This is a genomic window from Kitasatospora sp. NPDC101447, assembly GCF_044767225.1.
Lineage (GTDB): Bacteria > Actinomycetota > Actinomycetes > Streptomycetales > Streptomycetaceae > Kitasatospora.
Map to the genome: position 1 here is coordinate 102,528 of NZ_JBIWNL010000010.1, position 25,837 is coordinate 128,364.

Genomic DNA, 25,837 nt, shown 5'->3' on the forward strand with positions numbered 1-25,837 from the left:
GCATGGCCCCGACCGAGATCATCCCGGATTCGTCCCCGAAGGCGCCGCAGGCCGCCCCGAGCTCCTCCATCGGCTCCGCCCTGGCCGGCGCGCTGCGCGGCAACGTGCGCCAGTACGGCATGCTGGTCGCGCTGGCCCTGATCGTGGTGCTGTTCCAGATCTGGACGGACGGCATCCTGCTCCAGCCGCTCAACATCACCAACCTGATCCAGCAGAACGGCTACATCCTCATCCTGGCGATCGGCATGATGATCGTCATCATCGCCGGGCACATCGACCTGTCGGTCGGATCGCTCGCGGCCTTCGTCGGCGCGGCCGCCGCCGTGATGACGGTCAAGCACCACCTGCCCTGGCCGGTGGCCCTGATCGTGGCACTGGTGATCGGGGCCCTCGCCGGCGCCTGGCAGGGCTTCTGGATCGCCTACCTCGGGATCCCGTCCTTCATCGTCACCCTGGCGGGCATGCTGCTCTTCCGCGGCGGCACCCAGATCCTCCTGCAGGGCCAGTCGGTCGCCCCGTTCCCCAAGGGCTTCCAGAGCATCAGCAGCGGCTTCCTCCCGGAGGTCGGCCCGCACACCGACTACCACAACCTCACCCTGCTGCTGGGCCTCGCGGTGCTGGCCGTCGCCGTCGTCCAGGAGCTGCGCGGGCGGCGCCGGACCGCCTCGTACGGGCTGGAGGTGCTCCCGCTCGGGCTGTTCCTGGCCAAGCTCGCCGTGATCACGGCCGCCGTGCTGGTGTTCACGCTGCTGCTGGCCAGCTACCACGGTGTGCCGATCGTCCTGCTGATCCTCGGCGCCCTGCTGGTCGGCTTCGGCTACCTGATGCGCAACTCGATCATCGGGCGGCACACCTACGCGATCGGCGGCAACGAGGCCGCGGCCAAGCTGTCCGGGGTGAAGAGCAAGCGCGTCGTCTTCCTCGCCTTCACCAACATGGGCGTCCTCGCGGCGCTCGCCGGACTGGTCTTCGCGGCACGGCTCAACGCCGGCACGCCGCAGGCCGGCATCAACTTCGAACTGGAGGCCATCGCCGCCGCCTTCATCGGCGGTGCCTCCGCCAGCGGCGGCGTGGGCACCGTCCTCGGAGCGATCATCGGCGGCCTGGTCCTGGGCGTGCTGAACAACGGCATGTCGCTCGTCGGCGTCGGCACCGACTACCAGCAGGTCATCAAGGGCCTGGTGCTCCTCGCGGCCGTCGGCTTCGACGTCTACAACAAGCGCAAGGCCGGTTCCTGACGCGGCCTGCCCCCGAACGCGGGCGGGGAACAGCACGGTGAGATGTGGGCACCGTGCCGTTCCCCGCCCGTTCGTCTCCCCTCCGCGGTCTCCAGCGTCCTGCGGGTCCCCGGCCCCGGGGCCCCGCCCGTCCTGGAGGTCACGATGTGAGCCCCCACCGGCAGGTAGGCCGGCATCCTCTGCAGCCCTTGCCGAATCGGCACGTCCGGACCGCCGGACGGCCCGCCCACCCGCCGGAGCCGCGCCCCCGCTCAGCCCACCGCGGCCGGGAGCCCGACCAACTCGGCACAGCCGCTGCGGTTGTGGCGCTCCTGCCACAGCTCCAGGGCGCTGCGGCACGCGTGGTCGAGGTGGCGCACGCCGGAGAGGTCGAGCCTGACCGGGCGGTCCGCGGGCAGTTCCTCCAGGGATTCCAGGGTCTCCAGCAGCCGGGGCAGCCGGAGGAAGGTGGCGTTCCCGTGCAGGGTCACCCGGACGGCACCGTCGGCCGGATCGGTGACCGCGATGTGCAGGTGAGAGGTGTCCCAGGCGCTCTTGAGCACCGCCAGGAGCAGGCCGAGCAGCACGCCTTCGAGCAGGTTGGTCACCACGACGGCCAGCGCGGTGACCGTCAGGATCGCCGCCTCGCCGCGATCGGCCCGCCAGAGCGGGCGCAGCGTGCGGACCGGGACCAACTTGGCGCCGGCGTGCACCAGCACGCCGGCCAGGGCCGCGAGCGGGATCGCGGAGAGCGCGGCGGGGAACAGTGCGGCGAAGAGCAGCAGCCACAGTCCGTGCAGCACCCGGGAGGCCTTGGTGCGGGCGCCGGCCTGCACATTGGCGGCGCTGCGCACGATCACGGCGGTCATCGGGAGCGCGCCGAGGAATCCGCAGACGGTGTTGCCGACGCCCTGGGCGAGCAGTTCGCGGTCGTAGTCCGTGCGCGGGCCGTCGTGCAGGCGGTCCACGGCCGCGGCGCTGAACAGGCTCTCGGCCGAGGCGATCAGCGCGAACGCGAGCGCCGTACCGAGGACACCGACGCTGCCGAGCGCCGCGAGGTCGGAGCCGCCGGGAAGGTGGACCACCCCGGCGAGGCCGGCCACCCGGACCCGGGCGACGGGCAGGTCGAACAGAGCGGTGGCGGCCGTCGCGGCGGCGACGGCGGCGAGCGGTGCGGGCACCACCCGGACGCGGGCGGGCAGGCGCGCCCAGAGCAGCAGGACCGCCACCGTACCGGCGCCGATCGCGACGGCGGCGAGGGCGTGCGGGCTCCCGGCGACCTCGGCGGCCAGGCCCGGGAGGCCGGCCAGTTTGGCGAGGCCGTCGCCCGGACCCTTGGCGTCGGCCAGGGCGTAGAGCTGACCGGCGATCAGGACGAGGCCGATTCCGGCGAGCATCCCCTGGACCACGGAGACGGATATCGCCCGGAAGAGTCGGCCGAGTCGGGCCGCGCCCATGGCGAGTTGGAGCAGGCCGGCCGTGGCGGTGATGACGCCGAGGGTGGCGAGACCGTGCTCCTGGACGGCGGCGAGGACGAGCACGGTCAGGCCGGCGGCGGGGCCGGACACCTGGAGGCTGCTGCCGGGCATCAGCCCGGTCAGCACGCCGCCCACGATGCCGGTGATCAGGCCGAGTTCGGCCGGCACGCCGGAGGCGACGGCGACGCCCACGCACAGTGGGAGCGCGACCAGGAAGACGACGGCGGAAGCGGGGAGGTCAGAGCGCAGAGTGCTCAGCCGAAGGGCGGGACGACGGGTCATCGGGTCCTCGGGAGAGTAGCGGTGCGGACGGTGTCGGTCCGGCGGGTGGTGGCGGCGCCCCCGGAGCGGGGGCGGGGGGAGCGTGAGCGTTTGTGAGCGTTCACCGGCGGGACTGCCAGGTTCACGGCGGCTTCACGGTGGCTTCACGGTGAATTCGCGAGGCTCCACGGGGCCTCACAGCGGAAGGAAGAGGCCCGCGTCGGGCCGGTGGGCGAGCACCAGCCCGGTGTGGATCTCGTAGAACCAACCGTGCAGCCGGATCCCGCCCTCCCGCAGCCGCCGGGCCACGGCCGGGTAGCCGCGCAGCCGGTCCAGCTGGGCGAGGACGTGGCGCTGCACCGGTCCGGCGACGGTGGGGTCGAACACGTCGGCCCCGTCCGCGCCGAGTTCGGCCGGGTCGGCCTGGCGCAACCAGGCCCGGACGGCGGGAACGACGCTGAGGTCCTCCCCGCGGACCACGGCTCCGACGGCGCCGCAGTGCGAGTGGCCGCAGACCACGATGTCGCGGACACCGAGCACCTCGACGGCGTACTCGATGGTGGCGGTCTCGCCCGAGGCGCGGTCGGCCCGGTAGGCGGGGACGATGTTGCCCGCGGTACGGAGTTCGAAGAGGTCGCCGGGGTCGGCGTTGGTGATCAGCGCGGGCACCACGCGGGAGTCCGAGCAGGTGATGAAGAGGGCCTGGGGTGCCTGGCCTGCGGCGAGGCCGGTGAGTTCCCGGCCGGTGTCGCCGGCGCGCTGCGGAAAGGCCCGGGCCCGGTCGATGAGCGGATCCATGGGGGTTGGTGCCTCCTTCGTGACCCCTGCGGCTTCGGCCGGAGGGGTGATGGACGGGGCGGTGCCTCGGAACGGTGTGCTCCGGGCGGAAGAGCGCGTCCGCGCCGGGTGCGACGGGTGCGGCACGCCGCTGGGCCGCGTCGTCGTCGGTGCCGGTCCGGCGACCTGATGACGCGTCAAGAGCGAGTAAAGCACGCCCATGGGAAGAGTAAAGACGCGTTCCGGGCGCAACGTGTGCCGATCTGGTTAACATCCTGTTGCCCTGAGCGGCATGGGGCCTTCCGCTCCGGAAAGCCGCCACCCGGACGCACGAGCCGTCCCGGTGGTCCGGCGGTCCGCCCGCCGCCTCCGACTCACGGTCCGGCCGGTCGAAGATCTCCCGATCGGGCGGCAACCTTTCCGTCTCCGGTGACCACTGGGTGGTGCAACGTCGACTCGATCTACCGAACTGGATGGGCATGAGGGCAACGAAGCACGCCGACCCGCGGGCACGGCGACGGCAAGGACTGGTCGTGGGGATTCCGCTGGCACTGGCGGCCGTCGGGGTGCTTCTGTGCCTGTCCCTCGCACTGCTCCCGGGGAACGGGGACGGCCCCGGCACCGAGGCCGCGCAACCGGCCGGCGCCTCCGTCGCGGCCACCGGGACGAGCGCTCCGCCCGGCACCGGTGTCCCGGCCGAGGCCACGCCCCCACCGTCGCCGTCGTCGGCGAGCAGCCCCTCACCCGCGGCCACCGCCACCCCGTCGCCGTCGGCCACACCGACGCCCACCCTCACGGCGCGGCCGTCGGCCTCCACCGCCACCCCGTCCGCCTCGGCCGCCGCCGGCGCCACCGGCGGCGCCGGCACGGTGACGTCCGCCGCGCCCCTGGCCGGTCGGATCAAGCCGGGGACGAGCCACCCGGGCGTCGCGACCTCCTACGACGCGGCCGATGGCAACGGCGCGTGCTCGTTCGGCCCGTCCGGCGACCTCATGGTCGCGGCGATGAACCACACCGACTACGAGGTGTCCCGCGCCTGCGGGGCGTACGTGCTCGTCCGCGCCGCCGGCGGGGCGAGCATCACGGTGCGGATCGTCAACGAGTGCCCGCTGCCCTGCGCACCCGGGCAGCTCGACCTGAGCCACGAGGCCTTCGCCAAGCTCGCCGAGCTCTCGGTGGGCCGGCTCCCGATCACCTGGACGCTGCTGAGCCCCGGCAGCGCTCCGGACACCGTGTCGGTCCGGTACAAGACCGGGTCCACCCAGTGGTGGTGCGGGATCCAGGTGATCGGGCACCGGAACCCGGTGGCCACGCTGGAGGTCCGGAGCGGCGGCGGTTGGCGACGGTTGTCGCGCACCGACTACAACTACTTCCTCTCCCCCGACGGCGGCGGGTGCGGTGGGGCGATCAGGGTCACCGACGTCTACGGGGAGCAGCTGACCGTCGACGGGATCGCGGTGAAGCCGGACGTCGTCCAGCCCACGCGTGTGCAGTTCGCCCGGCATTGACCGCGACACCCGTCCGTCGACGGCCGGTCGCACCCCTCCGGGGTGGGCACCGCGTCGCACCGGAAGCGGACACTGCTACGCTCACGCCGATTGTTAACGTTCACATTGCAGGGAGAGGGCGACCGGGGGAAATGCTCCTCGATGACACCTCCGCGGAATTCCACGACTTCTTCGACCGCCACTACGCCGAACTCGCCCGTCTCGCGTACCTCCTGACCGGCGAGGCGGACGCGGCCGACGACCTCGCCGCGGACGCCCTGCTCGCGCTGTGGCAACGCTGGGACCGGCTCCGCGCGGCCGACCACCCCCTCGCCTACGCCCGCGGGGTGGTCGCCAACATGGCCCGCGAGCGGATCCGCAGCGCGGTCCGCGAACGCCGCAGGGTCCTGCTGTTCTGGACCCGCAGCCCCGAGAGGACCGACGGACCGGACGTGGCGGCCGTGCTGGACGTCCGGGCGGCGCTCGCCCGGCTACCGTTCCGGAAGCGGGCGTGCGTGGTGCTGCGGCACGCCTTCGACCTCTCGGAGAAGGACACAGCCGCGGCGCTGGGCACGTCGGTCGGTACGGTGAAGAGCCAGACCTCGAAGGGGATGGCCGAGCTGGAGAGAGCACTCGGCGCACGAGCCGTCGGCGAACTGACCGCAGGAAGGAGGAACCGGTGAACGAGCACATCACCCGGCAGCTGCGCGAGGCCGCCGAGGCCCACCAGCCCGATCGCGCACGGATACTGGCCCGCGTGCAGCGCGGCGCGGCCGGTCCCGCCGTCCGTCACCGCGCACGGTCGGGCCTGCGGTCATGGCCCAAGGTCGCGCTCGCCTGCATCGCCGCCGCCGGCGCCCTGGCCACCGGCGGACTCGCCATGGCCGGCATCGGCTCCTGGACCCCGACGCCGTCGGACACCGTCACCACCGCACCGACCACCCCCTCGCCTACGGTCGAACCGACGCCGACGCCGACGCCGACGCGCTCCGCTCCCCCGCCCGCCGCCCCGGCACCGGCGACCACCGCGCCGCCCACCGGCACGCCGACCGGCCCGCGACCGACCCCGTCGGCGAGCAGCCGGACCCAGAACGGCCCGCTGTGGTCGGAGGCGTCGATCGACCCGCACAGCACCGTCTTCTGGGCCCAGAGCAACCTCACCCTCAGGACCACCCAGCCGCTCACCTCGCTCACCGTCGAACTGCGCGTCGCGCAGACCGGCGACGTGCGCGACACCGGCAACTGGCGGACGCTGCCCGTCGACGACTTCACCGTCACCGTCCAGGAGACCGGCGGCGCACTGGTCTACCGCTGGGTGCTCAAGCCGGGCCGTACCGTTCCGGCCGGGCAGCACGAGTTCGCCGGCCAGTACAACCACGCCACCGGCGTGCGCGGTTCCGCGAACGACGGCTACCGCGTCGACGCCCAGTCCGCGGGCGGCTCCGCGTCCGTCTGGGGAGGCTTCCCCCCGGGGCGCTGAGGGGTCGAGGGAGGGTTGATCCGGAGGCGGTCCGTGTGCACGCTCACACGGACCGGAACGAGCAGGGCGCCCACTCGACTGAGCGGACGCCCTGTGAGGTGCCCGGTGAGCCAGGGCGATCAGCAGGCCGCCAGCGGCGACGAACGGAATCATGTGGCTGACGAGCGGCCTCCCGTGGCTGTGTGACGGGTGGCCGCGGAGGTTCCACGACAGTGCTCGACCAGTGGGAGCGCTCCCACTGTGAGGGATCGCCGCGGACCGGTCAAGAGGCGTGACGAGCCGGACACCTCCGCCCACGAATCCCGGCAACTCCCCTTTTCCTTGGCGGCAGTTGGCGAGCAGAAGACCGTCCGGCGCTGGACTGCGCGGTCGAGGCCCTGCTGAAGACCGGCGAGCCGCTCGACCACACCTTCCGGATCAGCCTGCCCCGGAAGGTGACGCGGCACGTACGGATAGTCGCCGGGACCGAGAACGACGCACAGGGACATCCCGTCCGCGTCCACGGGTTCTTCCAGGACCTCACCGCCGCCAAGCGCGCCGAACAGCAGTTGCTGGAGCACCAGCAGACCGCCCTCGCCCAGCAGAGCCTGCTGGCCGCCGAACGCGACCTGGCCGCCCGTCTCCAGAACACCCTGCTGCCGGTGCCCCAGCAGGTTCTGCACCTGGCCGACCTCACCGTGGACATCGCCTACCAGCCCGTCCAGGAAGGCCTCAACCTCGGCGGCGACTGGTACAGCGCCATCGAACTGCCCGACGGCAGCTCCCTGTTCGTCGTCGGCGACGTCGCCGGCCACGGGCTGGACGCGGTGGCCGCCATGGCCCTGCTGCGCTTCACCGCCAAAGGCATGGCCATCACCGGCACGCCCCTGCCGACCGTCCTCGACGGCCTGAACACGCTGCTGCTGCACACCACCGAGCGGACCTGCGACACGGCCACCATGATCATGGCCGTGTACCAGCCCGCCACCTCCCGACTGACCTGGGTGCGGGCCGGCCACCCGCCACCCCTGCTGCTGCGCCAGGGCGAGGCGCGCTTCCTGCCGCCCCCCGCGGGCATCCTGCTCGGCGCGACCACCACGCCCCGCTACGCGGCGGCCACCCTTGACCTGCTCCCCGGCGACCACCTGCTCCTCTACACGGACGGCCTGGTCGAAAGGCCGAACGAGCCCATCGACGAGGGCCTGGCCCGCCTGGCCCGAACCGCCGCGGCCCACGCCGACACCCCGCGCTTCCTGGACGGACTCGTACGGGCACTCGTCGCCCCGGAGGCCCGCCGCGACGACATCTGCGCCCTGCACATCAGCCGCTGACCGCTCCGGACCACGGCGGGACCGGCCCGGGGTCGGGCCTTGCGCGGGTCGGGCCTTGCGCGGGTAGCCGCATGGTTCCGTCCGCGATCTGACGGCCCCTCCCGGAGCCTCGGCTCCTCCCGGGTGGGCGCCGGGTTCGGCGCCCACCCGGGGTGGTGTCAGGACTGCGGGGTGTTGCGGCGGCGCAGGCTCAGCACGCCGAAGGCGGTGCCGGCCACACCGACGACGATGCCCACGACGCCCAGCGTGCGGGCGGTGGTGTCGGACGAGGAGGAGCCGGCGGCGGCCGCGGGTGCCGCCGTCGGAGCGGCCGCCGGGTGGTCGCCGTCGCCGTCTGCGGTGGCCTTGGTGAGGGTCAGCGCCGGGGCCGGGTGCTGGGGCTCGGGCTGGCCGGCCACGGTCTCGTCGATCCAGCGCACCACGTTGCCGTCGTCGTAGGTCTGCAGGGCCTTGAAGACGATCTTGTCGGTGTCGGTGGGCAGCGGGCCGAGCGAGACCCGGAAGTCCTGGAACTGCCCGGGCGCGATCTTCGTCCCGGCGTCCGCGGTCCAGGTGACCTTGGAGACGGCTTCGGTGATCTCGTCCCCGTCGTCGGTCTTGATCGGGTTGGCCAGCTTGGTCTTCTCGGCCGTGGCGGTCCAGCCGGGGATCGGCTCGGTCGCCACCGATGCCACCGGATGGTCGGCGGGCAGGGTGACCTCCAGCTTGGTGGTGGAGGCGGTGTCGCTCTCGTCGGGCACCCGGAAGGCGACGGCGGTGTAGCCGCCCTTGGGGGCGGTGCCGGGCTGTACGGTCACGTGCGCGAACGCGGGGGCCGCGGTTGCCAGCACGGTCGCGGTGGCGAATGCAGCCGCGGCGACGGTGCGTCGGGTGGCGATGGAACGCATGGGTGGGTCTCTCCGTCCGGGAGATGGGCACGGCGTGGACCGGTGCGGCGGTATGCCGGCGGCCGGGAGCGTGCCGGGGGGGGTGGGATGGTGCTCGGTCGGCGCACGCCGGACCGGCGGCAGGGCCCGAGCGGCCCTCCGTCGATCGTTCGGCTACGCGCCCACCATCCGCGGAGGCCCCCGGAGGACGCGGCTGTACCGCAGGGCCACCGGAGCGGCCGGCACGTCGTCGGCGCACGGCACCGGGCCTGTCGGGACGACGGCCCGCAGCTGCACGGGCTCGACCCGCCCCGCCAGGCGGGCCAGCGTGTCGGAGCACCGCCGCCGCCAGTCGCGGGCCGACTCCGGCAGAGCCCTCGCCAGGTCCATCAGACGCCACAGCGTGACCTCGACGCGGTGCAGCAACCACCCCGTCGCGAGCGCGGCACACCCGTGCGCGGCGAGCATCGCGGGCGAGTGCCCCAGCATCGCCGTGTGCGCCGACGCGTGCATCGCGCCGCCGCCGGTCATCGTCGCCGGGTGGTGGAGGTGGACGTGCCCGCCCGAACCGGCGACCGGCTTCGACCGACCACGCAGACGCGCCCACGGGTCGGACCGGAACAGCAGGTGCAGGCCCAGCTGCCCCGTTGCGAACGCCCCCGTGATCGTGGGACACGACCGTTGCCGCCCGGCCCCGGCCGCACCGATCAGCGCCGTGAGTGCCCAGCCCAGAACCAGCGATCCCGTGCCCGGGCGGCCACCCGCCGCCGTGTGCGCCGCGGCAGCGAGCGCAACGCTCACCGTGGCCAGCACGACCGCCCGCACCAGCCGGACGTCGACGGCGGCGGCGCGGGAGCTCGGGGTGCGGGGCTGGGCGGTCATGGCCGGCCCATCATGACAGCCCCACGGCCGGGCCGGGCGCGGACCGTGGATCCGGCGCCTTCGGCCGCCCCCGCGCCGCAGTGCGGCCCGGCCCGGGAACAGGTCCGGTGGAGCACGGAGCCCGACACATGAGCCCGACACATCACCCACGTCATCCGTCTGCGCGGGAACTTCCGCCCCGTCGCATCCGACTACCGGTCCGACGCCTGCCCGCGAGCCGGTCACCGGCACTCGTCGACCGGCGGGCACGACAGGCCGGCTCACGGCCGGCCAGGAGAGGAGAGCAGCAACCATGCGAAACCCCGACCTCCCGATCGCCACGTTCTGCGGCAACTGCAACTGCGGCTGCCCGCAGCTGTTCCTCGACAGCGACGCCCCCGCGGACAAGCGGGTGCGCATCACCGACGACTTCGGCCAGCAGATCCAGATGAGCCGCGAACAGTTCGCCGACCTGCTCGCCCAGGCGAAGTCCGGGGCGCTCGACGACGCCACGGCGACGGCGACGGCGACGGCCTGACAGACCGCCGTCGGGGCCGCCCGGCACCGTGCTTCCGTGCTGCCGGGCGGCCCATGGCCCACCCATCCGCCGGGGCTGCCACTCCGGACGGCTGACGGGCGGGCCACCCCGACCCCCGACCCCGGCGTCCGCGACGGGACGCGACGGGACGGGACGGGACGCCGACGGCACCATCGAGCTTCTGTTGCGCATAGCATGTAGTTGCACATCTATCGCAACAAGGAGCTGCACACATGGTGGGATCGCCGGTGGTCCTGGGGATCGAGTCCTCCTGCGACGAGACCGGCGCGGGCCTGGTCCGTGACGGGGTGCTACTGGGCCACGCGGTGGCGTCGTCCATGGACGAGCACGCCCGCTACGGCGGAGTGGTGCCGGAGATCGCCGCCCGCGCGCACGTCCACGCCATGGCGCCCGTCGTCCAGGAGGCGCTGGACCACGCCGGGCTCACCCTGGCCGACGTCGGCGCCGTCGCCGTCACCGCCGGCCCGGGCCTGTCCGGAGCCCTGCAGGTCGGCGTGGCCGCCGCCAAGGGCTACGCCTTCACCCTCGGCGTCCCGCTCTACGGCGTCCACCACCTGGCCGGGCACGTCGCCGCCGCCACCCTGGACGGCGGGCCGCTGCCCGACCCCTGCATCGTCCTGATCGTCTCCGGCGGCCACACCTCGCTGCTGCTCGTGCGCGACCTCGCCCGCGACCCGATCGTCCACCTCGGCGACACCCTGGACGACGCCGCCGGCGAGTGCTTCGACAAGGTCGCCCGCATCCTCCACCTGCCCTACCCCGGCGGGCCCGCCATCGACCGCGCCGCCCGCGACGGCGACCCCCGCTCGGTACGCCTGCCGCGCCCGCTCAGCGGACCGAACGACCCCCCGTACGCCTTCTCCTTCTCCGGCCTCAAGACCGCCGCCGCCCGCTGGGTCGAGGCCCGACGCGCCGCCGGCACCGAACCCCACGTGCCCGACGCGGCCGCCGCCCTCCAGGAAGCGATCGCCGACACCCTCACTCGCAAGGCCGTCCGCGCCTGCACCGACCACGGCATCGACACCCTCGTCGTGGTCGGCGGCGTCGCGGCCAACTCCCGCATCCGCGCCCTCACCGAACAGCGCTGCGCGGCCGCCGGAATCACCCTGCGGGTGCCGGCGCTGCGCCTGTGCACCGACAACGGCGCGATGATCGCCGCCATCGGCGACCTGCTGGTGCGTGCCGGCGCCGAACCCGCCCCGATGAACCTGTCCGTCGATCCCTCCGCCCCGCTGGAGTACGCCTCCCTCACCCCACTCGCCGTCACCCGCGCCGCCTGACGCCCGCCGAGCTCCGCCGCGTCCTCGACCCCGGAAGCGGGCTGCCGAACTCGTGGTCGGCGATCGTTCGTCTCACCCTGCCCTACCGTCGACCCGGCGTGAGTCCGTTCTCGTAGGCGATGATCGCCAGGTGGACGCGGTCCCGGGCTTCGAGCTTGGCGAACAGCCGCGCGACATGGGTCTTCGCCGTCGCCGCGCTGATCACCAGCTTCTCGGCGATCTCGGTGTTCGACAGTCCCTGTCCGACCAGGGCCAGCACCTCGCGCTCCCGGTCGGTGATCCCCGCGATGAGACGTGCGTCCGCGGCGGGCTCGGGGGCCGGTGCGGGGGCCGCGGGGGTGGCGGAGGTTCCGGCGAAGTCGGCGATCAGCCGTCGGGTGACGCTCGGCGCGATCAACGCGTCGCCGGCCGCCACCACGCGGATCGCGTCCAGGATCGCGTCCAGGGCCATGCTCTTGAGCAGGAATCCGCTGGCGCCGGCGCGCAGAGCGCCGTAGACGTACTCGTCGTCGTCGAAGGTCGTCAGCACCAGCACCTTGGGCGGGTCCGGCTCGGCGGTCACCTGCCGGGTCGCCTCGATCCCGTCCATGCCCGGCATCCGGATGTCCATCACCACGACGTCCGGCCGCAGTTCACGCGCCAGGCGCACCGCCTCGCGGCCGTCGCCGGCCTCGCCGACCACCTCCAGGTCGGTGGTGCCGCCGATCAGGATCCCGAGCCCGACCAGCATCAGCGGCTGGTCATCGACCAGCAGTACCCGCACGCTCATGCCGGGATCCTCGCCGTCACCCGGAATCCGCCCTCCGGACGCCGGCCCGCGCTGAACTGGCCGGACAGCAGCGACACCCGCTCGCGCATGCCGAGCAGGCCGAAGCCGCTCCCGCCGGCCGCCTCCGGGTGCCTGGCGCGGCCGGGACCGTCGTCCCCGTCGTCCACCACCTCGATCGTCACTCCCTCCGGCTCGTATCCGACCGCGACGCGGCACGTCCGCGCCCCGGAATGCCGCACCACGTTCGTCACCGACTCCTGGATGATCCGGAACGCCGACAGTTCGATCTCCGGCGGCAGCAGTCGCTGCTCGCCCCGCCAGGCCACGTCGACCCGCACCCCGGCATCGGCCGTGCGTTCGGCGAGCCGCGGGATGTCGGCCAGGCTGCCGGCCGGCGCCAGCGGGGCGGCTTCCGGCATGGCGTCGTCCGGCTCGGCGCGGCGCAGCGCCCCGAGCATGCGCTGCAGTTCGAGCAGCGTCTGGCGGCTGGTGGTCTCGATGCCGGTCAGCGCCTGCCGCGTCTGCTCGGGCTTGGTGTCCACGACCCGCGCCGCCGCTCCCGACAGCACCGTGATGATCCCGATGCTGTGCGCGACGCTGTCGTGCAGTTCGCGGGCGATCCGCAGCCGCTCGGTGACGACGGCGCGGGCCGCCCTCTGCTCGTGCAAGGCTCCGAGGTATTCACGGCGTTTGCGATGCACCCCCCCGAAGACCCACGCGACCGCGAACCACAACGCGAACTGCCCGGCCCACTGGGCCGCGTCGCCGAGGGTCTCCCCGGGGTAGACGTCGATGTTCTCGACGAAGGCGGCCGCGACGGCCGCGACGGAGCCGACGGCGGCAGCCTTCGGCCGCCGGACGGCGAGGTGCCCGCCCAGGACGACGAGCAGGACGAACACGATCCAGGGCCGCATGCCGAAGAGGGCGCCGAGGACCGATTCGCCCAGGACCGTCGCGAAGACCGCCGCGGGCAGACGGCGCATCAGCAGAACCGGAAGGGCGAGCGCGACGCACAGACCCACCAGCTGGAAGGGCCCGAGGCCGGGAAGCCGGAACAGGCCGTTGTGGTCCCGGACCTGAGCGATCGACCAGCAGAGCATCACCGCGTAGAAGCAGGCGGTGGCCAGCACCACGGCCCGGTCCGTCAGCCAGGTCATGCGCTTCGATGTCGAGAGGCGCTGGAGAAGCTCTTCCATACGGAGATCGTATTCAGCGGCGTCGGCTCCACGCGTCGCCCCGGGGATGTACGCGGGGTACACCGCCGGGTCGACGGCCCCGGGGAACGGTGACATCCACCGGCCGACGCGACGGATCACGCCCTGTTCGTAGGTTCGTGGACATGATGAATGCACCGATGATCGACGTCCGCGAGGCGACGAAGAAATACGACGACGGCCCGCCCGCACTGGCCGGTGTGACCTTGTCCGTGGCGTCCGGTGACTGTGTGGCGATCCTCGGCCATTCCGGCAGTGGGAAGTCCACGCTGCTGAACCTGATCGCCGGTTTGGACAAGCCCTCCAGCGGCAGCGTCACCGTCGACGGCACGCGCGTCGATCAGCTTGGTGAGGCCGGATCGGCGAGGTACCGCCGGGCCTCGATCGGCATGATCTTCCAGTTCTTCAATCTGCTCGACGATCTGACCGTGTTGGACAACGTCATGGTTCCGGCGCAGCTCGCCGGGATGGGCAAGGGTGAGGCGAAGCGCCGGGCCGTCGAGCTGCTCGGCTCGCTGGGTATCGATCGGCATGTCAAGGCCTACCCGCAGCGGCTGTCCGGTGGTGAGCGGCAGCGGGTGGCGGTGGCCAGGGCCCTGATGAACAAGCCGGCGTTGCTGCTGGCCGACGAGCCCACCGGCGCGCTGGATTCGAGCTCGGTCGAGGACGTGCGCCAGCTGCTGCTGGAGCTGAACGCCGAGGGCCAGACCATCCTGCTGGTGACCCACGACGTGCAGCTGGCCGCCACCACCGCGCACCGCACCATCGAGTTGGTGGACGGTGCGGTCGCGCGGGACGTCGTCAACCGTGGCAGCGGTGCCGGGCCGGCCGCCCACGCGCGGCTGACCCGTCCGGCGGGAGCGGTCGGATGACGCCGCGCAAGCCGCCGATGCCCCGGCGCCTCTTCGAGGCCGGATTCCACGCCACGGCCCGCATGCTGCCGGCGGTGAGCCGGTGAGCGCCCTCGGCAAGGTCGTACGCTCCGGCGTGGGCCGGCGTCGGGTCCAGTCCCTCGTCATGACTTTGACGACGGTCACCGCGGTGATGTCATCAGTGCTCTCCCTCGGCCTGCTGACCGCCGTGCAGGCCCCGTTCGAGCGCGCTTTCAGCACCCGGCACGGAGCGCACCTGGCGGTCCAGTTCGACGGTTCGAAGGTCACGGCCGCGCAGACCACCGCCACCGCGCACGCCGCCGGTGTCACCGAGGCGGCCGGGCCGTACCCGATCGCCGCCGCGTTGGACACGACCGTCGGCACCGACTGCCCCGACACCGAATGGGCCGGTCACGACAACCATCCGATCACCGTCACCACCCGGCCCGACCTGGGCAGCACCTCCGGGATGGACCAGCTGGTGCTGACCCAGGGGCGCTGGCCGACCGGCCCGGGCGAGATCGCCCTCCCGGAGAACAACTATGCCGACGCCTGCTTCGGCTCCTCGGTGGTGTTCTCCTCCCTGCCGGGCAAACCGTCGTTCAAGGTCGTCGGCTTCGCCGGCTCGGTGACCGACAGCGCGACCGGCTTCGCCACCGCCGACGGTTTCGCCCGGCTGACCGCTGCCGGGGCCAAAACCGACGAGCAGATGCTCTACCGGTTCGCCGAGGCCGGGACCGACGCCGACATCGCCGCCGACAAGCAGGCGGTGGCCGCCGCCGTGCCGGCCGGCGCGGTCGAGAACGGACAGTCGTATCTGACCGCGGAACAGCAGGCGACCGGCAACGCGAAGGCCTTCGTGCCGTTCCTGATCGCCTTCGGGATCCTCGGGCTGGTCCTGTCAGTGCTGATCATCGCGATCGTGGTCAGCGGCGCGGTGGCCTCGGGAGTCCGGCGCATCGGGATTCTGAAGTCGTTGGGCTTCACCCCTTCACAGGTCGCCCGCGCCTACACCGCGCAGGCCATGATCCCGGCGACACTCGGCGTGGTCCTCGGCACGGTCTTCGGCAATCTCCTGGCTGTACCGATCCTGGGCCAGGCCAACAAGCAACTCGGCGCGGCCGGTGCCACGATTCCGTCGTGGGTCAGCGCCGTGGTGTCGCTGGGCACCTTGCTCGTCGTCGGCGTCACGGCTTCGATCCCGGCATTGCGGGCCGGCCGGATGCCGGCGGTGCAGGCTCTGGTGGTCGGCCGCACCCCGAAGGCCCGGAGCGGTCGGACTGCGCAGCGCCTGGCCTCGCGGCTGCCGCTGCCCCGGGCCGTGTCGCTGGGGCTGGCCCAGCCCTTCGCCCGGCCGGCCCGGGCCGTACTGCTCGGCGCGGCGGTGCTGCTCGGCACGGTCAGCGTCACCTTCGCGGTGGGGCTGGGGACCGCGTTCAGCAAGTACCAGGACACTTCCATGAGCTCGGGCTTCAACGCCGCGTCGATGCTCGTGATCCCCACAGCCGACGTGGGCGCGCCGTGGGGTCTCTACGGCCCCAACGACCCGCGCCACGCGAACCTGGATGCCCCAAGGGTGGCCGCCGCGCTCGCCGAGGTCCCGGGCACGAAGGCCGCGTTCGGCTGGGGCGACAGCGGCGCGACCATGCTCGGCGCGCCGATCGGCGGCGAACCGCCGGTCGTGTACACGGTCAGCGGCGACTTCTCCTGGACGAACATGGAGCTGGTGTCCGGCCGCTGGTACTCGGCGCCCGGCGAGGCCGTGGTCGGTGACAAGCTGGCCTCGGCCGTGGGGATCCACGTCGGTGACGACGTCACCGTGGTGCAGCAGAACAAGCAACTGTCACTGAAGGTCGTCGGCATCGCCTTCGACACCCACGGAACCGACTACACGGCCATGACGGACGCGGCCACCTTCACCGCCGCAGGACTGACCCCGCACATCGACCAGTTCAACGTCGAACTGGCCCCGAACGTCAACCGAACGGACTGGTCCGCCTCAGCCACCGCCGCGCTGACCCCGCTGAACGCCTCGGTCCGGCCGAGCTCGACCGACAAGAACCTCGTGGTGATCATCATGGACGCCCTGGTGGCGATGTTCACGCTGATGTTGACCGCGGTCGCCGCGCTCGGGGTGCTGAGCATGGTCGCGCAGGACACCCGGGAGCGGGTCCACGACCTGGGCATCTTCAAGGCCCTCGGGATGACACCCAAACAGACCCTCGCGATGGTCCTGACCTCGGTGACACTCACCGGCCTGATCGCCGGACTCATCGGACTGCCGCTCGGGGTCGCGCTGGAGAAGGCGACACAGACCCCGATGAGCAACGCGATCGGCCGGCACCTGCCACCGAACGTGACCCACGTCTACACCCCCGGGCTGCTCCTTCCGCTGCTGGCCGCCGGGGTCGTGATCGCCCTGCTCGGGGCACTGCTGCCGGCCGGCCGGGCGGCACTGTCCCGGACCGCCACCGCGCTGCGGACCGAGTAGGACCGAGCAGAGCCGCCGGTCGCCGCAGCAGAAGCGGTGCCGGGCACTGCACGGCGCGGCCAGAACGCCGATGCCGACCTCCCCCGGTCGATACCCCCGGGAGGTCGGCATTCCGGTGTTCCTCCCTCAACACAATCCTGACCGGCCATCAGAGAGGTCAGCAATAGGTCAGCAAGGATACGAGCAAACCCTGCCCGACAAGCACAGGCGTGAGACTCGATGTCTACTTGCGTGCCTCGATCAGGAAGCGGGCCGAGTGGGCGACGAACGGGCCCTCGGAGCGGATCTGCTGGTCCAGTTCGCGCAGCCGGTCCCGGTAGGCGTCGACGGTGAAGCCCGGAACCATCCAGATCACCTTGCGCAGGATAGAGCGGAAGTGACGTTTCCGCCCAGCTCAGGGGCATGATCGACCATCCGGAGTCAGCAAAAGGTCAGCAAGACTCCCGGAGGTCCGACCACCATGGCCACCACAGGCCTCACCCGCGGAATGGGCAGCTTCTTCAAGAAGTGCGAGCACCCCGAGTCCCGCTGGGGCAAGTGCCCGCACGAGTACAAGATCAGGTACCGCAACGCGGCGGGCCGGGACAGCCCGCTCGACGGGGTCAAGGCGCCGCAGTACGACCCGAAGCGGGCGGTGATCCCGTCGGTCTCCCAGTTTCACCAGATCCGGGAAGCGGGCGACGACACCTTCCGCCTGATCACCGACCTGATGACGGGTTGTGGCCTGCGCAACGGCGAAGCGTACGCGGTCAACGTCAACAACATCGTCGCCGACGACGTCTACCGGGTCACCGAGCAGGTCAACCAGACCACTCGGGATTACGCCCGCCTGAAGCACCGCAAGGCCGGCGAGTACCGGGACGTCCCCCTGCCGGCCCGCACGCGACGCTCCATCGAGCAGTACGCCGACACGTACGGAACCATGGACGGGTACCTCCTCCGCAATCCCGTGGACATCACCCGGGCCATGCCGCACTTCGTCATCGACCGTCAGTGGCGGCGGATCAAGAAGTCCGGCCTCGCCGACATCCCGGAGGGGATGGTGCTCTACCGACTCCGTCACTTCTTCGCGTCGAACTGCCTCAGCAACGGCATACCGATCACCGACGTGGCGGAGTGGATGGGCCACCGGAGCATCGACATCACGTTCGGGATCTACCGCCACCTCATGCCCGGCTCCATCAGCCGAGCCGCCCAGCTCCTCGACCTCGGCCTGGCCGCCTGAACACGAGGAGAGCCTGCCCCACCCAGGGCAGGCCCTCCAACAGCCGGTCATCGTCGATGGGCATGCCGTGACCTTCTGGCAACACCTCCCGCAACCCGACCGCCCGGTTCCGGCCACGCAGCTCGCCGGTCCACTTCGTGCTCTTCATCAGCTTCCAGTGCCTCCCTTCGATGTGCGCCCTGTCGACACAGTCGGGGCCATCAGGCGCTCGATCGGTGTAACGACCGCGCTCACGCAGGACGAAATCGCCTACCTCAAGGACCGGTTGTCCGAGCTGACCAACGCGCAGCACGAGCTGCGCTACGTTCGGACGCCGGGGCTGTTGCAAGGCGATCCGCAACACCGGAATGCCCTCCATCACCAGGGTGCGGCGGTGTTGTGCGACTGGGACACTGCCTGCTTCGGACAGCCGGAGCTTGACCTCGTGACCGTCGAAATCCACTGCCGCCGATTCGGGTACGGGAGCGCCCATTACCAGGAGTTCGCCGACCGCTATGGCTTCGACGTGACCACGTGGCCGGGCTTTCCGGTGTTGTCCGGGCTGCGGGAGCTGAGGATGATCACAACGAATGCCAAACGGGCATCTGCCGGAACACGGACGCTCGAAGAAGTGCGCCGGCGCATTCAGGGCCTGCGGTCCAACCACGATGAGCTCAAATGGAACATTCTCTAGGCCGCTTGCGCTGCTGTCTTGCTCCACCCAACCAGAACACGTTGCGGCCCGACCGTCCACCGTGGCACACGGTGGCAGATCCGAGCCCTACGGCACCGGCTCGGGGGCCGGACCGATCTCGCCGGTCACGGAGGCTCGTTGCCCGACGCGGATGCCAGGCCCTTGACGGTGGCCGCTGAGTCCTGAATCGTCGGGCAAATCCGCGCAACTGGCTTGCGAGAGGGGCTTGGGATGGCACTACGGTTCATCGGGATAGACCCCAACACCGGGGACGACGAGTGCCCGACCGTCTGGTACGACGAGGAAGCCGACGAAATCGTTGTGCAGGGCTGGAGGGCCGACGAGAAGCTGCGCGCCAGGTGCCTGGAGACCGGCAGCATCCCCGACACGGAGGATGTGGTCCGGCTCCCGGCACGGATGGTGCCGATCTTGAGGGAGGCGTGCGATGCCGCCGAAGGTACCGACGTTCGCTGAGCAGCTGGCCGCCGCTCGCTCCAGTGCAGTCCACCTGGAGATGCGCGACTCCTACAGCGTGGCCATGGAAATTGAGGCGTTCGCGGCTTGGCGGGACGGCTTCCGGCACGACCCCAGCGATCGTGCGTCGTGGTGGCGGCCGTGGCTGACACTGATCGAGGACACCGTCGCCCGGGGCGTCGAGGTCCGGCGGGTCCGGATCGTGTCCGAGCCGGTGTCGGAGTACATCCGGTTCGAGCATGCAGGGACCTTCACCAACGTCGCCGCGGGCGAGCAGATCCGGTGGCTTCCGCGACGGCAGGCGTCGGACATCGCCTTGCCGGGCAACGACTTCTGGCTGTTCGACGACCGGTTGGTGCGGTTCAACCACTTCACCGGGGAGGGGGAGAGCGCCGGGCCGTCGTTCAGTGACGATCCGGCAGTGGCCCGCTTGTGCTCCGCCGCGTTCGCCTCGGCGTGGGAGAGGGCCGTGCCGCACGAGAAGTACAGCGTCTGAGCCCGAGCACCGGCACAGCAGCAACGATGGCGACCTCCCCGTCCTCCAGCGTCCAGGCGGCCCGCAGGGCTCTGGCCGCGCGCCTCGGCGAGCTGATGCGCGACGCCGGCTTGAAGGGCGGGGAGCTGTCCGCCCGCTGCGGCTGGCACGCGGCCAAGACCAGTCGTATCCTCAACGCCCACATCGCGCCTTCGGATTCGGACATCCGGGCGTGGTGCCGGGCCTGCGGAGCCGACGACCAGGCCGCCGACCTGGTCGCCTCCAACAGGGCGGCGGACTCCCTCTACGTGGAGTGGCGGCGGATCACCCGCTCGGGCCTGCGCCAGGCGCAGGAAGCCCGCGTGCCGCTCTACGTCCGCACCCGTCACTTCCGTGCCTACTCGTCCCGCGTCGTCCCCGGCGCCTTGCAGACCAGGGAATACGCCGGCGCGCTGCTGCGCACGGTGGCCGACGTCCGGCAGACGCCGGACGACGTGGCGCAAGCGGTGGAGGCCCGTCTCGCCCGGTCGAGCGTCGTGTTCGAGGGCGGGCGCCGCTTCGTCGCGGTCATCGAGGAGTCCGTGCTGCGGTACCGAATCGGCAACGACGAGGTGATGGCCGGTCAACTCGGCCATCTGCTCGGGGCCATGTCGATGCCGTCCGTGTCCCTGGGGATCATCCCGTTCACCGCCGCCCGCCACATGTGGCCCACCGAGACGTTCAACATCTTCGACGACCGGCAGGCCGGGGTGGAGCTGCTGTCGGCGCAGGTCACCGTGACCGCTCCCTCCGACCTCGCGCTCTACGCCCAGGCGTTCAGCCGCTTCGCCGCGCTCGCCGTACACGGCGGCGCCGCCCGCGCGCTGATCACCTCCGCGATCAGCGACCTGGGCTGAGGCTCGCAAGATTTCGCAACTTCGTTGAAGCGCAACCTGGTTGGTCCGTAGCGTTCACAGGGTCGCCGGGCAGTGCCCGGCGCCACCAGGTGCCCCAACAGCACAGTCGGAGGAACCATGGCAACCGCAGTTGCACCCACCGACCCGATCACCGGCCCGCTCCGGAACGTGCGCGACCACGTCCCGGCCGATCTGTGGGACAAGCAGATCGGTCTCCTGATGCGCGACTACCCGTACGACTCCGTCATGGCCGCCCGCGTTCTCGGACAGGGCTACGCCTACCTGCTGACCGCGATGGCCCACCGCGGCGAGCAGCTGAGCCTGGGCCCCAGCTCGCTGGTCGACATCGGCGTCCACACGATCATCCTGGACACCGTCGCCTACGCCGAGCTCTGCCGGACCCACAACGGCGACCAGTTCCTGCACCACGTACCGGCCGTCGAGCTCAAGAACGACGGCACAGTCCTGCGCACCGCCCAGCTCATCGCCGCAGACGGCTGGGACGTGGACCTGCCGCTGTGGGCCGACGCCGCGAACTGCAGCCCCTGCCACCCCGGCAACGACTCTCACTGACCGGCCAGTTGCGGTGGTCCCGGCCCGGCCGGGGCCACCGCGACACGCGGGCGGGTGAAGTTCACCCAAACCGCGACGCCCGGACGCCTGGGGCACCAGGATGGCCGGCGTGAAGACCACCTCCCCCGCCCAAGGCGCAGCGCCAGACCTGTGGCACCACTACGGCCGCACCCGCACCGACACCGACCGGTCCATCCCCGGCTCCTTCGCTTGGGTCTGGGCCCAGGACGGCGGGCCGGGGGCCGAGGTGCTGGGTGACCTCACCGGCCTGACCGTGGCCGACCTCGGCGCGGGCGCCGCCCGGCACGCCGCCCACCTCGTCACCCGCTCGGCGCCCGCCCGGGTCGACGCCGTGGACGCGTCCGCCGCTCAGCACGCGATGGCCTGCGACCTCTACGGCCATCTCTCCCCCCATCTGCGTCTGGTGCACGCGGACGTCGTCGAGCACCTGGACGAGCACCCGGGCGAGTACGACGTCGTCTACTCGGTGTTCGGCGGGCTCGACTTCACCGACCCCCGCCTGCTGCTGCCGGCCACTGCCTGCGCCCTGCGCCCCGGCGGCCTGTTCGCCGCCTCCACGCTCGGCCACTACATCGGCGGAGGACCCGCCGAACCGGACGTCCAGCACACCGACATCCCGGCGCGCACCCCGGACGGCACTCCGACGACCATGCCGCGCTGGGTCCTGCAGGAGCACGTCTGGACGAAGCTGCTGGACGAGGCCGGATTCACGGCGATCAGCATCGACCGGCTCGCCCCGACGACATCGGGCCCGCGCTCGGCCGACACCCTGTTGATGCGGGCCCACCGGTCGAGGTGAGCGACCTCGCGAAGCAGTGCGCGCCACTGGGAAATCCAGCGGCGGTACGCATGTCAGCGAGGGCGAAGTCCAGACGCGCAGCTGGCGGCCCGGGCGAGCCGGGCTGCCAGCCCTGGGCAGGCCTGGTGGCCCGCCCCACCCGCGTTCAGCACGACATCATGCGGGTCTGCGAGCGGCTACAGGTCTGGCTCGGCGGGCGGCGGCTCGGTCTCGCTGCGGTTGTGTAGCCAGTTCAGCAGCCGGAAGCCGCGCCTGCTCTGATCAGAGTCTCCCCACAGTGCAGCCGAGAACGCTACGACGGTGAGCGTCAGAAAAGTGCCGAGCACGGCTGTCTGCGGGCCGGTAGGTGGCTCGACCAGGATTTGGGTGTCCAAAGCACGGGCTCGCAGTCCGAGCTCCTCGAACGCTGCCGCCGAGCGGCGGCCCGTACTGGGGGCATCCGGCTGCGCGGGGCGCTGGCCTGGGACGAGGTACTGCCCTGGCTCGCCGGCGCGGCCGTGGTGATCGTCCCCAGCCTGAAGGAGACCTTCGGCCTGGTCGCGCTGGAGGCCATGAGCGTCGGCACCCCGGTTGTCGCCTACCGGATCGGCAACCTGCCCGCCCTGATCGCCCCGGCCAGCCACGGCGACCACCTGCTCGTCGACCACGATGACGGCCCCGCCGCTCTCCACAAGGCGGCACAGACCCTCCTGGAAGATGACATACTGCACGCCGCGACTACACAGACCGTGTATCGGAGAGCGGCCGCCTTCCAGCCGCGCCGAATCGCTGATCTCTTCCCAGAGGCGGTGTCGTGATGCCCGAAACCCCAGTAACCCCCGCTCCGCTGCTGCTCGTCGACGGGTTCAACCTTCTGTGGGCCGGCACCTTCGGTTTCCCCGCCCCGATCTTCTCCCGCGACAAGTCCCGTGAACTGACCGGCCTGTTCGCCTTCTTCGCGCTGTTGCGTGCCACGATCCGCGACGACGTCGACGTCGCGCCGCCCGAGGTCCTGGTCGTCTTCGACGGCGAGCACGGCGCCGCCGACCGCGTGGCCACCGACCAGGACTACAAGGCGAACCGGGAGACGACACCGGAGGCACTCAAGCCGCTGCAGTTCCTCGCCCCGGTGAAGGACGGCCTGGACGCGTACCGGATCCGGTGGATCGAGGTCTACGACGCCGAAGCCGATGACGTCATCGCCACCCTCGCCACCCGGGCCGCCGCATCCCGGCCGGTGCTCATCATGTCGAGGGACATGGACTTCTACCAACTCCTCGACGACCGCGTGCGCATCCTCAACCGCTCCCGGAAGTCCTCCCAACGGATCATCACCCCCGACGAGATCGTCACCCGCTACGGCGTCACCCCGACCCAGTGGCCGGCCTTCCGCGCCCTCACCGGCGACAAGTCCGACAACATCCCCGGCGTCCGCGGCATCGGCCCGAAGGTCGCCGCCGCCCTGCTACGCGACGGCATGCAGCTGAGCGACCTGCCCGGCTCCGGGCGGCTGACCGGCGCCAAAGGCGCCGCGATCACCACCGCCTGGGCCGACGTGCTCCGCTGGGAGGCGATGATCACGGTGCGCCGCGACGTGAACGTCCCCTTCGCCTTCGGTGGCGAGGCGAGCCCCCAGTTGCCGAAGCCCGCCGACATCGTCGAGAAGCTGGGGCTCTGGTGACCAGCCCCCTGCCGGGCTCGATCCTGGCAGCCTTCGCGCACCCCGACGACGCCGAACTGTGGGCCGGCGCCACCCTCGCACTCCACGCCAGGCACGCCGCCGTCACCATCGTCGTCCCGCATCGCGACGACGTCCGCGATGACGAGGCCCGCAAGGGCGCCGCAGCCCTCGGCGCCGACCTGCGCCAGGTCCCCCGGCTCGGCCACACCACCGTGCAGCAACTGCTTCTGGAGGCGCAGCCGGAGATCGTCATCACTCACCCGCTCAACGACGTCCACCCCGAGCACCGGGCCGTCGCCACCACCGTGCTCGCGGCCGTCCCCGAGCCCCGGATCGCCACCGGCCGCCCGAGCCGTCTCTACACCTGCGACACCTACAACTCGCTCACCCTCGACGGACCGGTCCGCGCCGACGTGATCGTGGACGCCACCGCGTCCTTCGACACCAAGATCGCTGCACTGCGCGAGCACGCGAGCCAGCCGATCGAGCAGCACTTCGGCCCCATGGCCGAGACCCTCGGCCGGCTCTGGGGCGCCCGCATCGGAACCCGGTACGCCGAGGCGTTCACCGCCGTGCCGATCCTCGGCCGCCTGCCCGGCGCCACCCACCTCTGACGCTGCGCTCGCAGCCCATCAACACTCCCGAGGGAATGACCCATGACGTCCATACCCGTGCAAGCCCAGCGCCGCCCCGTCGACCGTCCGCGCGTCGCAGAACTGGCCCGCGAGCTGCTACTCGCCCTCGGCGAGGACCCCGACCGCGACGGCCTCCAGGACACACCCCGCCGGTTCGCAGACTGGTGGAACAAGTTCCTCGACCACGACCCCGGTCGGCTCGACACCAGCTTCGCCCGCGAGCGCCAGTACGGCGGCTTCGTCCTGCTGACCGACATCGGGGCGTGGAGCATCTGCGAGCACCACCCGCCCGGGTCCTGCTGGACACGAGCCAGGGCGCCGACCTGCTGGTGGTGGGCTCCCGCGGCACTGGCCTCTGGGGCCGGCTCTCCCTGGGCTCGACCAGCACCGAGATCGTCCAGCACGCCCACCTGCCCGTCGTGGTGGTGCCGCACAGCCCCGAGCACGCAACCGGGGGAACAGCGCCCGCGAACCGGCGGAGCGCCGGAAGGAGAGCAGGCAGTGCAGTGCCGAACCGTCCGGGACGTCATGACGTGCGAGGTCGCCACCGCCCGTTCCGGGAACCGATCCGCGAGGAGATCGCCGACGACGTCCTCCTCGGCACCCTGTGAGTGCCGGCCGAGGCGGTGGATGTCACCGCCACCTGCGACCAGGGCGTCCTGACCGTCCGCGCACCCGTCGGCGAGGCCGAGGTCGGCGACGAGTACGCGGGGGCGGGTGGGCACCCTCCGCTCCGGGGCCGGCTGCAGAGGCAGGCCCGGCTACTTGACGAAGCTCTCGACGACCTTCGGCGGCCAGACGCCGACCTTGAGCGCTCCCATGGAGTAGGCCCGGGAGACCAGGGCGGCGCGGTTCGGGACCCGCAGCTTCCGCAGCAGGCAGGTCACGTGGTACTCGACGCCCTGGCGGCTCAGGTAGAGCCGGGCGGCGAGCGGTACGGTCGAGACGCCGGCCGCGATGCCTTCGAGGATCTTGGCGTCGATCTCACTGAGCAGCTTCTTCTGGCCGGCCACGACCTCGGAGCCGCCTGCGTCCGGGCGCCCGTCGGGCATCATCACCAGGATCGACGACTCGTCGGGGAGCCCGCCGCGCACCATGACGGCGGTGAGCGGGACAGTGAAGGCCTCGTCGTCCGGACCGACGGCTATGACGTCGGTCGCGAAGCGGTCGCGCCGCCCCTCGATCAGGCCGGAGAACTGACGCAGCAGCGGCTGCTGGACGCTCGGGTGGACGAGGTCGCTGAAGGTCCGGCCGCAGAGGTCGGCCGATGAGCGCCCGAACTGCCAGAAGAAGGCCTCGTTGGCCTGCCGGATGGTGAGGGCCCGGTCGAGCTGGGCCATGGTCAGACCGGGCTGTCCGACCAGCGGGCGGTGCTGCGGTCCCGCGACGTCCCTTTGGACGCGGGCGGGCTCGATGGTCCGGACGGCACCGTCCTGGTCTGCATGGGAAATCACCACGGAAAGTCGGATCCTTTCAAGGAACGA

Annotated in this window: 27 protein-coding genes and 2 pseudogenes; 21 read left to right on the forward strand and 8 right to left on the reverse strand. The window is 71.8% G+C overall.

The window, feature by feature from the left end; all coding sequences use genetic code 11:
* Positions 1 to 2: 2 nt before the first annotated feature.
* Positions 3 to 1,238, forward strand: coding sequence for a multiple monosaccharide ABC transporter permease (gene mmsB, locus ACIRST_RS17230; protein ID WP_402802971.1), 1,236 nt, complete (start codon positions 3 to 5; stop codon positions 1,236 to 1,238).
* A 251-nt stretch (positions 1,239 to 1,489) separates the two neighbouring features.
* Here mmsB and ACIRST_RS17235 read toward each other — a convergent pair whose 3' ends face one another.
* A complete protein-coding gene (locus tag ACIRST_RS17235) occupies positions 1,490 to 2,977 on the reverse strand; it encodes a SulP family inorganic anion transporter (protein WP_402802972.1) in 1,488 nt (495 codons plus the stop codon).
* A 174-nt stretch (positions 2,978 to 3,151) separates the two neighbouring features.
* Positions 3,152 to 3,754, reverse strand: coding sequence for a carbonic anhydrase (locus ACIRST_RS17240; protein ID WP_402802973.1), 603 nt, complete (start codon positions 3,752 to 3,754; stop codon positions 3,152 to 3,154).
* 458 nt (positions 3,755 to 4,212) lie between these two features.
* Here ACIRST_RS17240 and ACIRST_RS17245 point away from each other — a divergent pair, with 458 nt between their 5' ends.
* The 4 genes from ACIRST_RS17245 to ACIRST_RS17260 all read left to right on the forward strand — a co-directional run bounded on the left by ACIRST_RS17245 (position 4,213) and on the right by ACIRST_RS17260 (position 8,010).
* Positions 4,213 to 5,241: an expansin EXLX1 family cellulose-binding protein gene (locus tag ACIRST_RS17245; RefSeq protein WP_402802974.1), complete on the forward strand. Its 1,029-nt coding sequence runs from the start codon at positions 4,213 to 4,215 to the stop codon at positions 5,239 to 5,241.
* Positions 5,242 to 5,372: 131 nt separating this feature from the next.
* Positions 5,373 to 5,903, forward strand: a complete 531-nt coding sequence (locus ACIRST_RS17250) for a SigE family RNA polymerase sigma factor (RefSeq protein WP_396546435.1) — start codon at positions 5,373 to 5,375, stop codon at positions 5,901 to 5,903.
* On the forward strand, positions 5,900 to 6,700 hold the full coding sequence (locus tag ACIRST_RS17255; RefSeq protein WP_402802975.1) for a hypothetical protein: 801 nt from the start codon (positions 5,900 to 5,902) through the stop codon (positions 6,698 to 6,700). Before ACIRST_RS17250 ends, ACIRST_RS17255 begins: the two co-directional genes overlap by 4 nt.
* A gap of 434 nt (positions 6,701 to 7,134) precedes the next feature.
* Positions 7,135 to 8,010, forward strand: a complete 876-nt coding sequence (locus ACIRST_RS17260) for a PP2C family protein-serine/threonine phosphatase (RefSeq protein WP_402802976.1) — start codon at positions 7,135 to 7,137, stop codon at positions 8,008 to 8,010.
* Between the two features lie 158 nt (positions 8,011 to 8,168).
* Here ACIRST_RS17260 and ACIRST_RS17265 read toward each other — a convergent pair whose 3' ends face one another.
* Positions 8,169 to 8,897, reverse strand: a complete 729-nt coding sequence (locus ACIRST_RS17265) for a YcnI family protein (protein WP_350522688.1) — start codon at positions 8,895 to 8,897, stop codon at positions 8,169 to 8,171.
* Positions 8,898 to 9,050: 153 nt separating this feature from the next.
* The gene (locus ACIRST_RS17270; protein WP_402802977.1) at positions 9,051 to 9,758 is read right to left on the reverse strand and encodes a hypothetical protein; all 708 of its coding nucleotides are present in this window, start codon (positions 9,756 to 9,758) and stop codon (positions 9,051 to 9,053) included.
* A gap of 292 nt (positions 9,759 to 10,050) precedes the next feature.
* On the opposite strand from ACIRST_RS17270, the gene ACIRST_RS17275 reads away from it, so the two are divergent.
* Positions 10,051 to 10,275 carry a hypothetical protein gene (locus tag ACIRST_RS17275; RefSeq protein ID WP_402802978.1) on the forward strand — a complete coding sequence of 75 codons (225 nt, stop codon included), beginning with the start codon at positions 10,051 to 10,053 and terminating at the stop codon, positions 10,273 to 10,275.
* 236 nt (positions 10,276 to 10,511) lie between these two features.
* On the forward strand, positions 10,512 to 11,576 hold the full coding sequence (gene tsaD / locus ACIRST_RS17280; protein ID WP_402803022.1) for a tRNA (adenosine(37)-N6)-threonylcarbamoyltransferase complex transferase subunit TsaD: 1,065 nt from the start codon (positions 10,512 to 10,514) through the stop codon (positions 11,574 to 11,576).
* 82 nt (positions 11,577 to 11,658) lie between these two features.
* Here tsaD and ACIRST_RS17285 read toward each other — a convergent pair whose 3' ends face one another.
* Complete coding sequence (locus ACIRST_RS17285) at positions 11,659 to 12,345, reverse strand: response regulator (protein ID WP_402802979.1); 687 nt, start codon at positions 12,343 to 12,345, stop codon at positions 11,659 to 11,661.
* A complete protein-coding gene (locus ACIRST_RS17290; RefSeq protein WP_402802980.1) occupies positions 12,342 to 13,541 on the reverse strand; it encodes a sensor histidine kinase in 1,200 nt (399 codons plus the stop codon). Before ACIRST_RS17290 ends, ACIRST_RS17285 begins: the two co-directional genes overlap by 4 nt.
* 146 nt (positions 13,542 to 13,687) lie before the next feature.
* Here ACIRST_RS17290 and ACIRST_RS17295 point away from each other — a divergent pair, with 146 nt between their 5' ends.
* Together ACIRST_RS17295 and ACIRST_RS17300 are read left to right on the forward strand one after the other, a co-directional pair.
* Entirely contained in the window at positions 13,688 to 14,431 is a 744-nt protein-coding gene (locus ACIRST_RS17295) for an ABC transporter ATP-binding protein (protein ID WP_402803023.1), read from the forward strand.
* A gap of 145 nt (positions 14,432 to 14,576) precedes the next feature.
* The gene (locus ACIRST_RS17300) at positions 14,577 to 16,922 is read left to right on the forward strand and encodes an ABC transporter permease (RefSeq protein WP_402802981.1); all 2,346 of its coding nucleotides are present in this window, start codon (positions 14,577 to 14,579) and stop codon (positions 16,920 to 16,922) included.
* Between the two features lie 223 nt (positions 16,923 to 17,145).
* Here ACIRST_RS17300 and ACIRST_RS17305 read toward each other — a convergent pair.
* Positions 17,146 to 17,286: pseudogene (locus tag ACIRST_RS17305) on the reverse strand (SAM-dependent methyltransferase); the annotation flags it as partial.
* A 96-nt stretch (positions 17,287 to 17,382) separates the two neighbouring features.
* Between ACIRST_RS17305 and ACIRST_RS17310 the strand changes: the two are divergent.
* The 12 genes and pseudogenes from ACIRST_RS17310 to ACIRST_RS17365 all read left to right on the forward strand — a co-directional run bounded on the left by ACIRST_RS17310 (position 17,383) and on the right by ACIRST_RS17365 (position 24,964).
* The gene (locus tag ACIRST_RS17310; protein WP_402802982.1) at positions 17,383 to 18,147 is read left to right on the forward strand and encodes a tyrosine-type recombinase/integrase; all 765 of its coding nucleotides are present in this window, start codon (positions 17,383 to 17,385) and stop codon (positions 18,145 to 18,147) included.
* 67 nt (positions 18,148 to 18,214) lie between these two features.
* Positions 18,215 to 18,820 (forward strand): phosphotransferase family protein, encoded by a 606-nt coding sequence (locus ACIRST_RS17315; RefSeq protein WP_402802983.1) that lies wholly within the window; start codon positions 18,215 to 18,217, stop codon positions 18,818 to 18,820.
* 231 nt (positions 18,821 to 19,051) lie between these two features.
* Positions 19,052 to 19,294 (forward strand): hypothetical protein, encoded by a 243-nt coding sequence (locus ACIRST_RS17320; protein WP_402802984.1) that lies wholly within the window; start codon positions 19,052 to 19,054, stop codon positions 19,292 to 19,294.
* Positions 19,266 to 19,790 (forward strand): DUF6879 family protein, encoded by a 525-nt coding sequence (locus ACIRST_RS17325; RefSeq protein WP_402802985.1) that lies wholly within the window; start codon positions 19,266 to 19,268, stop codon positions 19,788 to 19,790. The genes ACIRST_RS17320 and ACIRST_RS17325 overlap by 29 nt, the downstream gene beginning before the upstream one ends.
* A 26-nt stretch (positions 19,791 to 19,816) precedes the next feature.
* On the forward strand, positions 19,817 to 20,665 hold the full coding sequence (locus ACIRST_RS17330; RefSeq protein ID WP_402802986.1) for a helix-turn-helix domain-containing protein: 849 nt from the start codon (positions 19,817 to 19,819) through the stop codon (positions 20,663 to 20,665).
* A 117-nt stretch (positions 20,666 to 20,782) separates the two neighbouring features.
* Positions 20,783 to 21,238 carry a glycine-rich domain-containing protein gene (locus tag ACIRST_RS17335; protein WP_402802987.1) on the forward strand — a complete coding sequence of 152 codons (456 nt, stop codon included), beginning with the start codon at positions 20,783 to 20,785 and terminating at the stop codon, positions 21,236 to 21,238.
* 109 nt (positions 21,239 to 21,347) lie between these two features.
* A complete protein-coding gene (locus ACIRST_RS17340) occupies positions 21,348 to 22,058 on the forward strand; it encodes a class I SAM-dependent methyltransferase (protein ID WP_402802988.1) in 711 nt (236 codons plus the stop codon).
* A 362-nt stretch (positions 22,059 to 22,420) separates the two neighbouring features.
* Positions 22,421 to 22,855, forward strand: coding sequence for a glycosyltransferase (locus tag ACIRST_RS17345; protein WP_402802989.1), 435 nt, complete (start codon positions 22,421 to 22,423; stop codon positions 22,853 to 22,855).
* Positions 22,855 to 23,718 carry a 5'-3' exonuclease H3TH domain-containing protein gene (locus ACIRST_RS17350; RefSeq protein WP_402802990.1) on the forward strand — a complete coding sequence of 288 codons (864 nt, stop codon included), beginning with the start codon at positions 22,855 to 22,857 and terminating at the stop codon, positions 23,716 to 23,718. Before ACIRST_RS17345 ends, ACIRST_RS17350 begins: the two co-directional genes overlap by 1 nt.
* Complete coding sequence (locus tag ACIRST_RS17355) at positions 23,715 to 24,332, forward strand: PIG-L deacetylase family protein (RefSeq protein ID WP_402802991.1); 618 nt, start codon at positions 23,715 to 23,717, stop codon at positions 24,330 to 24,332. The genes ACIRST_RS17350 and ACIRST_RS17355 overlap by 4 nt, the downstream gene beginning before the upstream one ends.
* Before the next feature lie 42 nt (positions 24,333 to 24,374).
* A pseudogene (locus ACIRST_RS17360) lies at positions 24,375 to 24,578 on the forward strand (GTP cyclohydrolase I); the annotation flags it as partial.
* Entirely contained in the window at positions 24,518 to 24,964 is a 447-nt protein-coding gene (locus tag ACIRST_RS17365; protein WP_402803024.1) for a universal stress protein, read from the forward strand. The pseudogene ACIRST_RS17360 and the gene ACIRST_RS17365, both read left to right, overlap by 61 nt.
* 150 nt (positions 24,965 to 25,114) lie before the next feature.
* Here the strand turns inward: ACIRST_RS17365 and ACIRST_RS17370 are convergent, their stop codons facing one another.
* Positions 25,115 to 25,693, reverse strand: a complete 579-nt coding sequence (locus tag ACIRST_RS17370; protein WP_402803025.1) for a LuxR C-terminal-related transcriptional regulator — start codon at positions 25,691 to 25,693, stop codon at positions 25,115 to 25,117.
* Positions 25,694 to 25,837 lie beyond the last annotated feature (144 nt).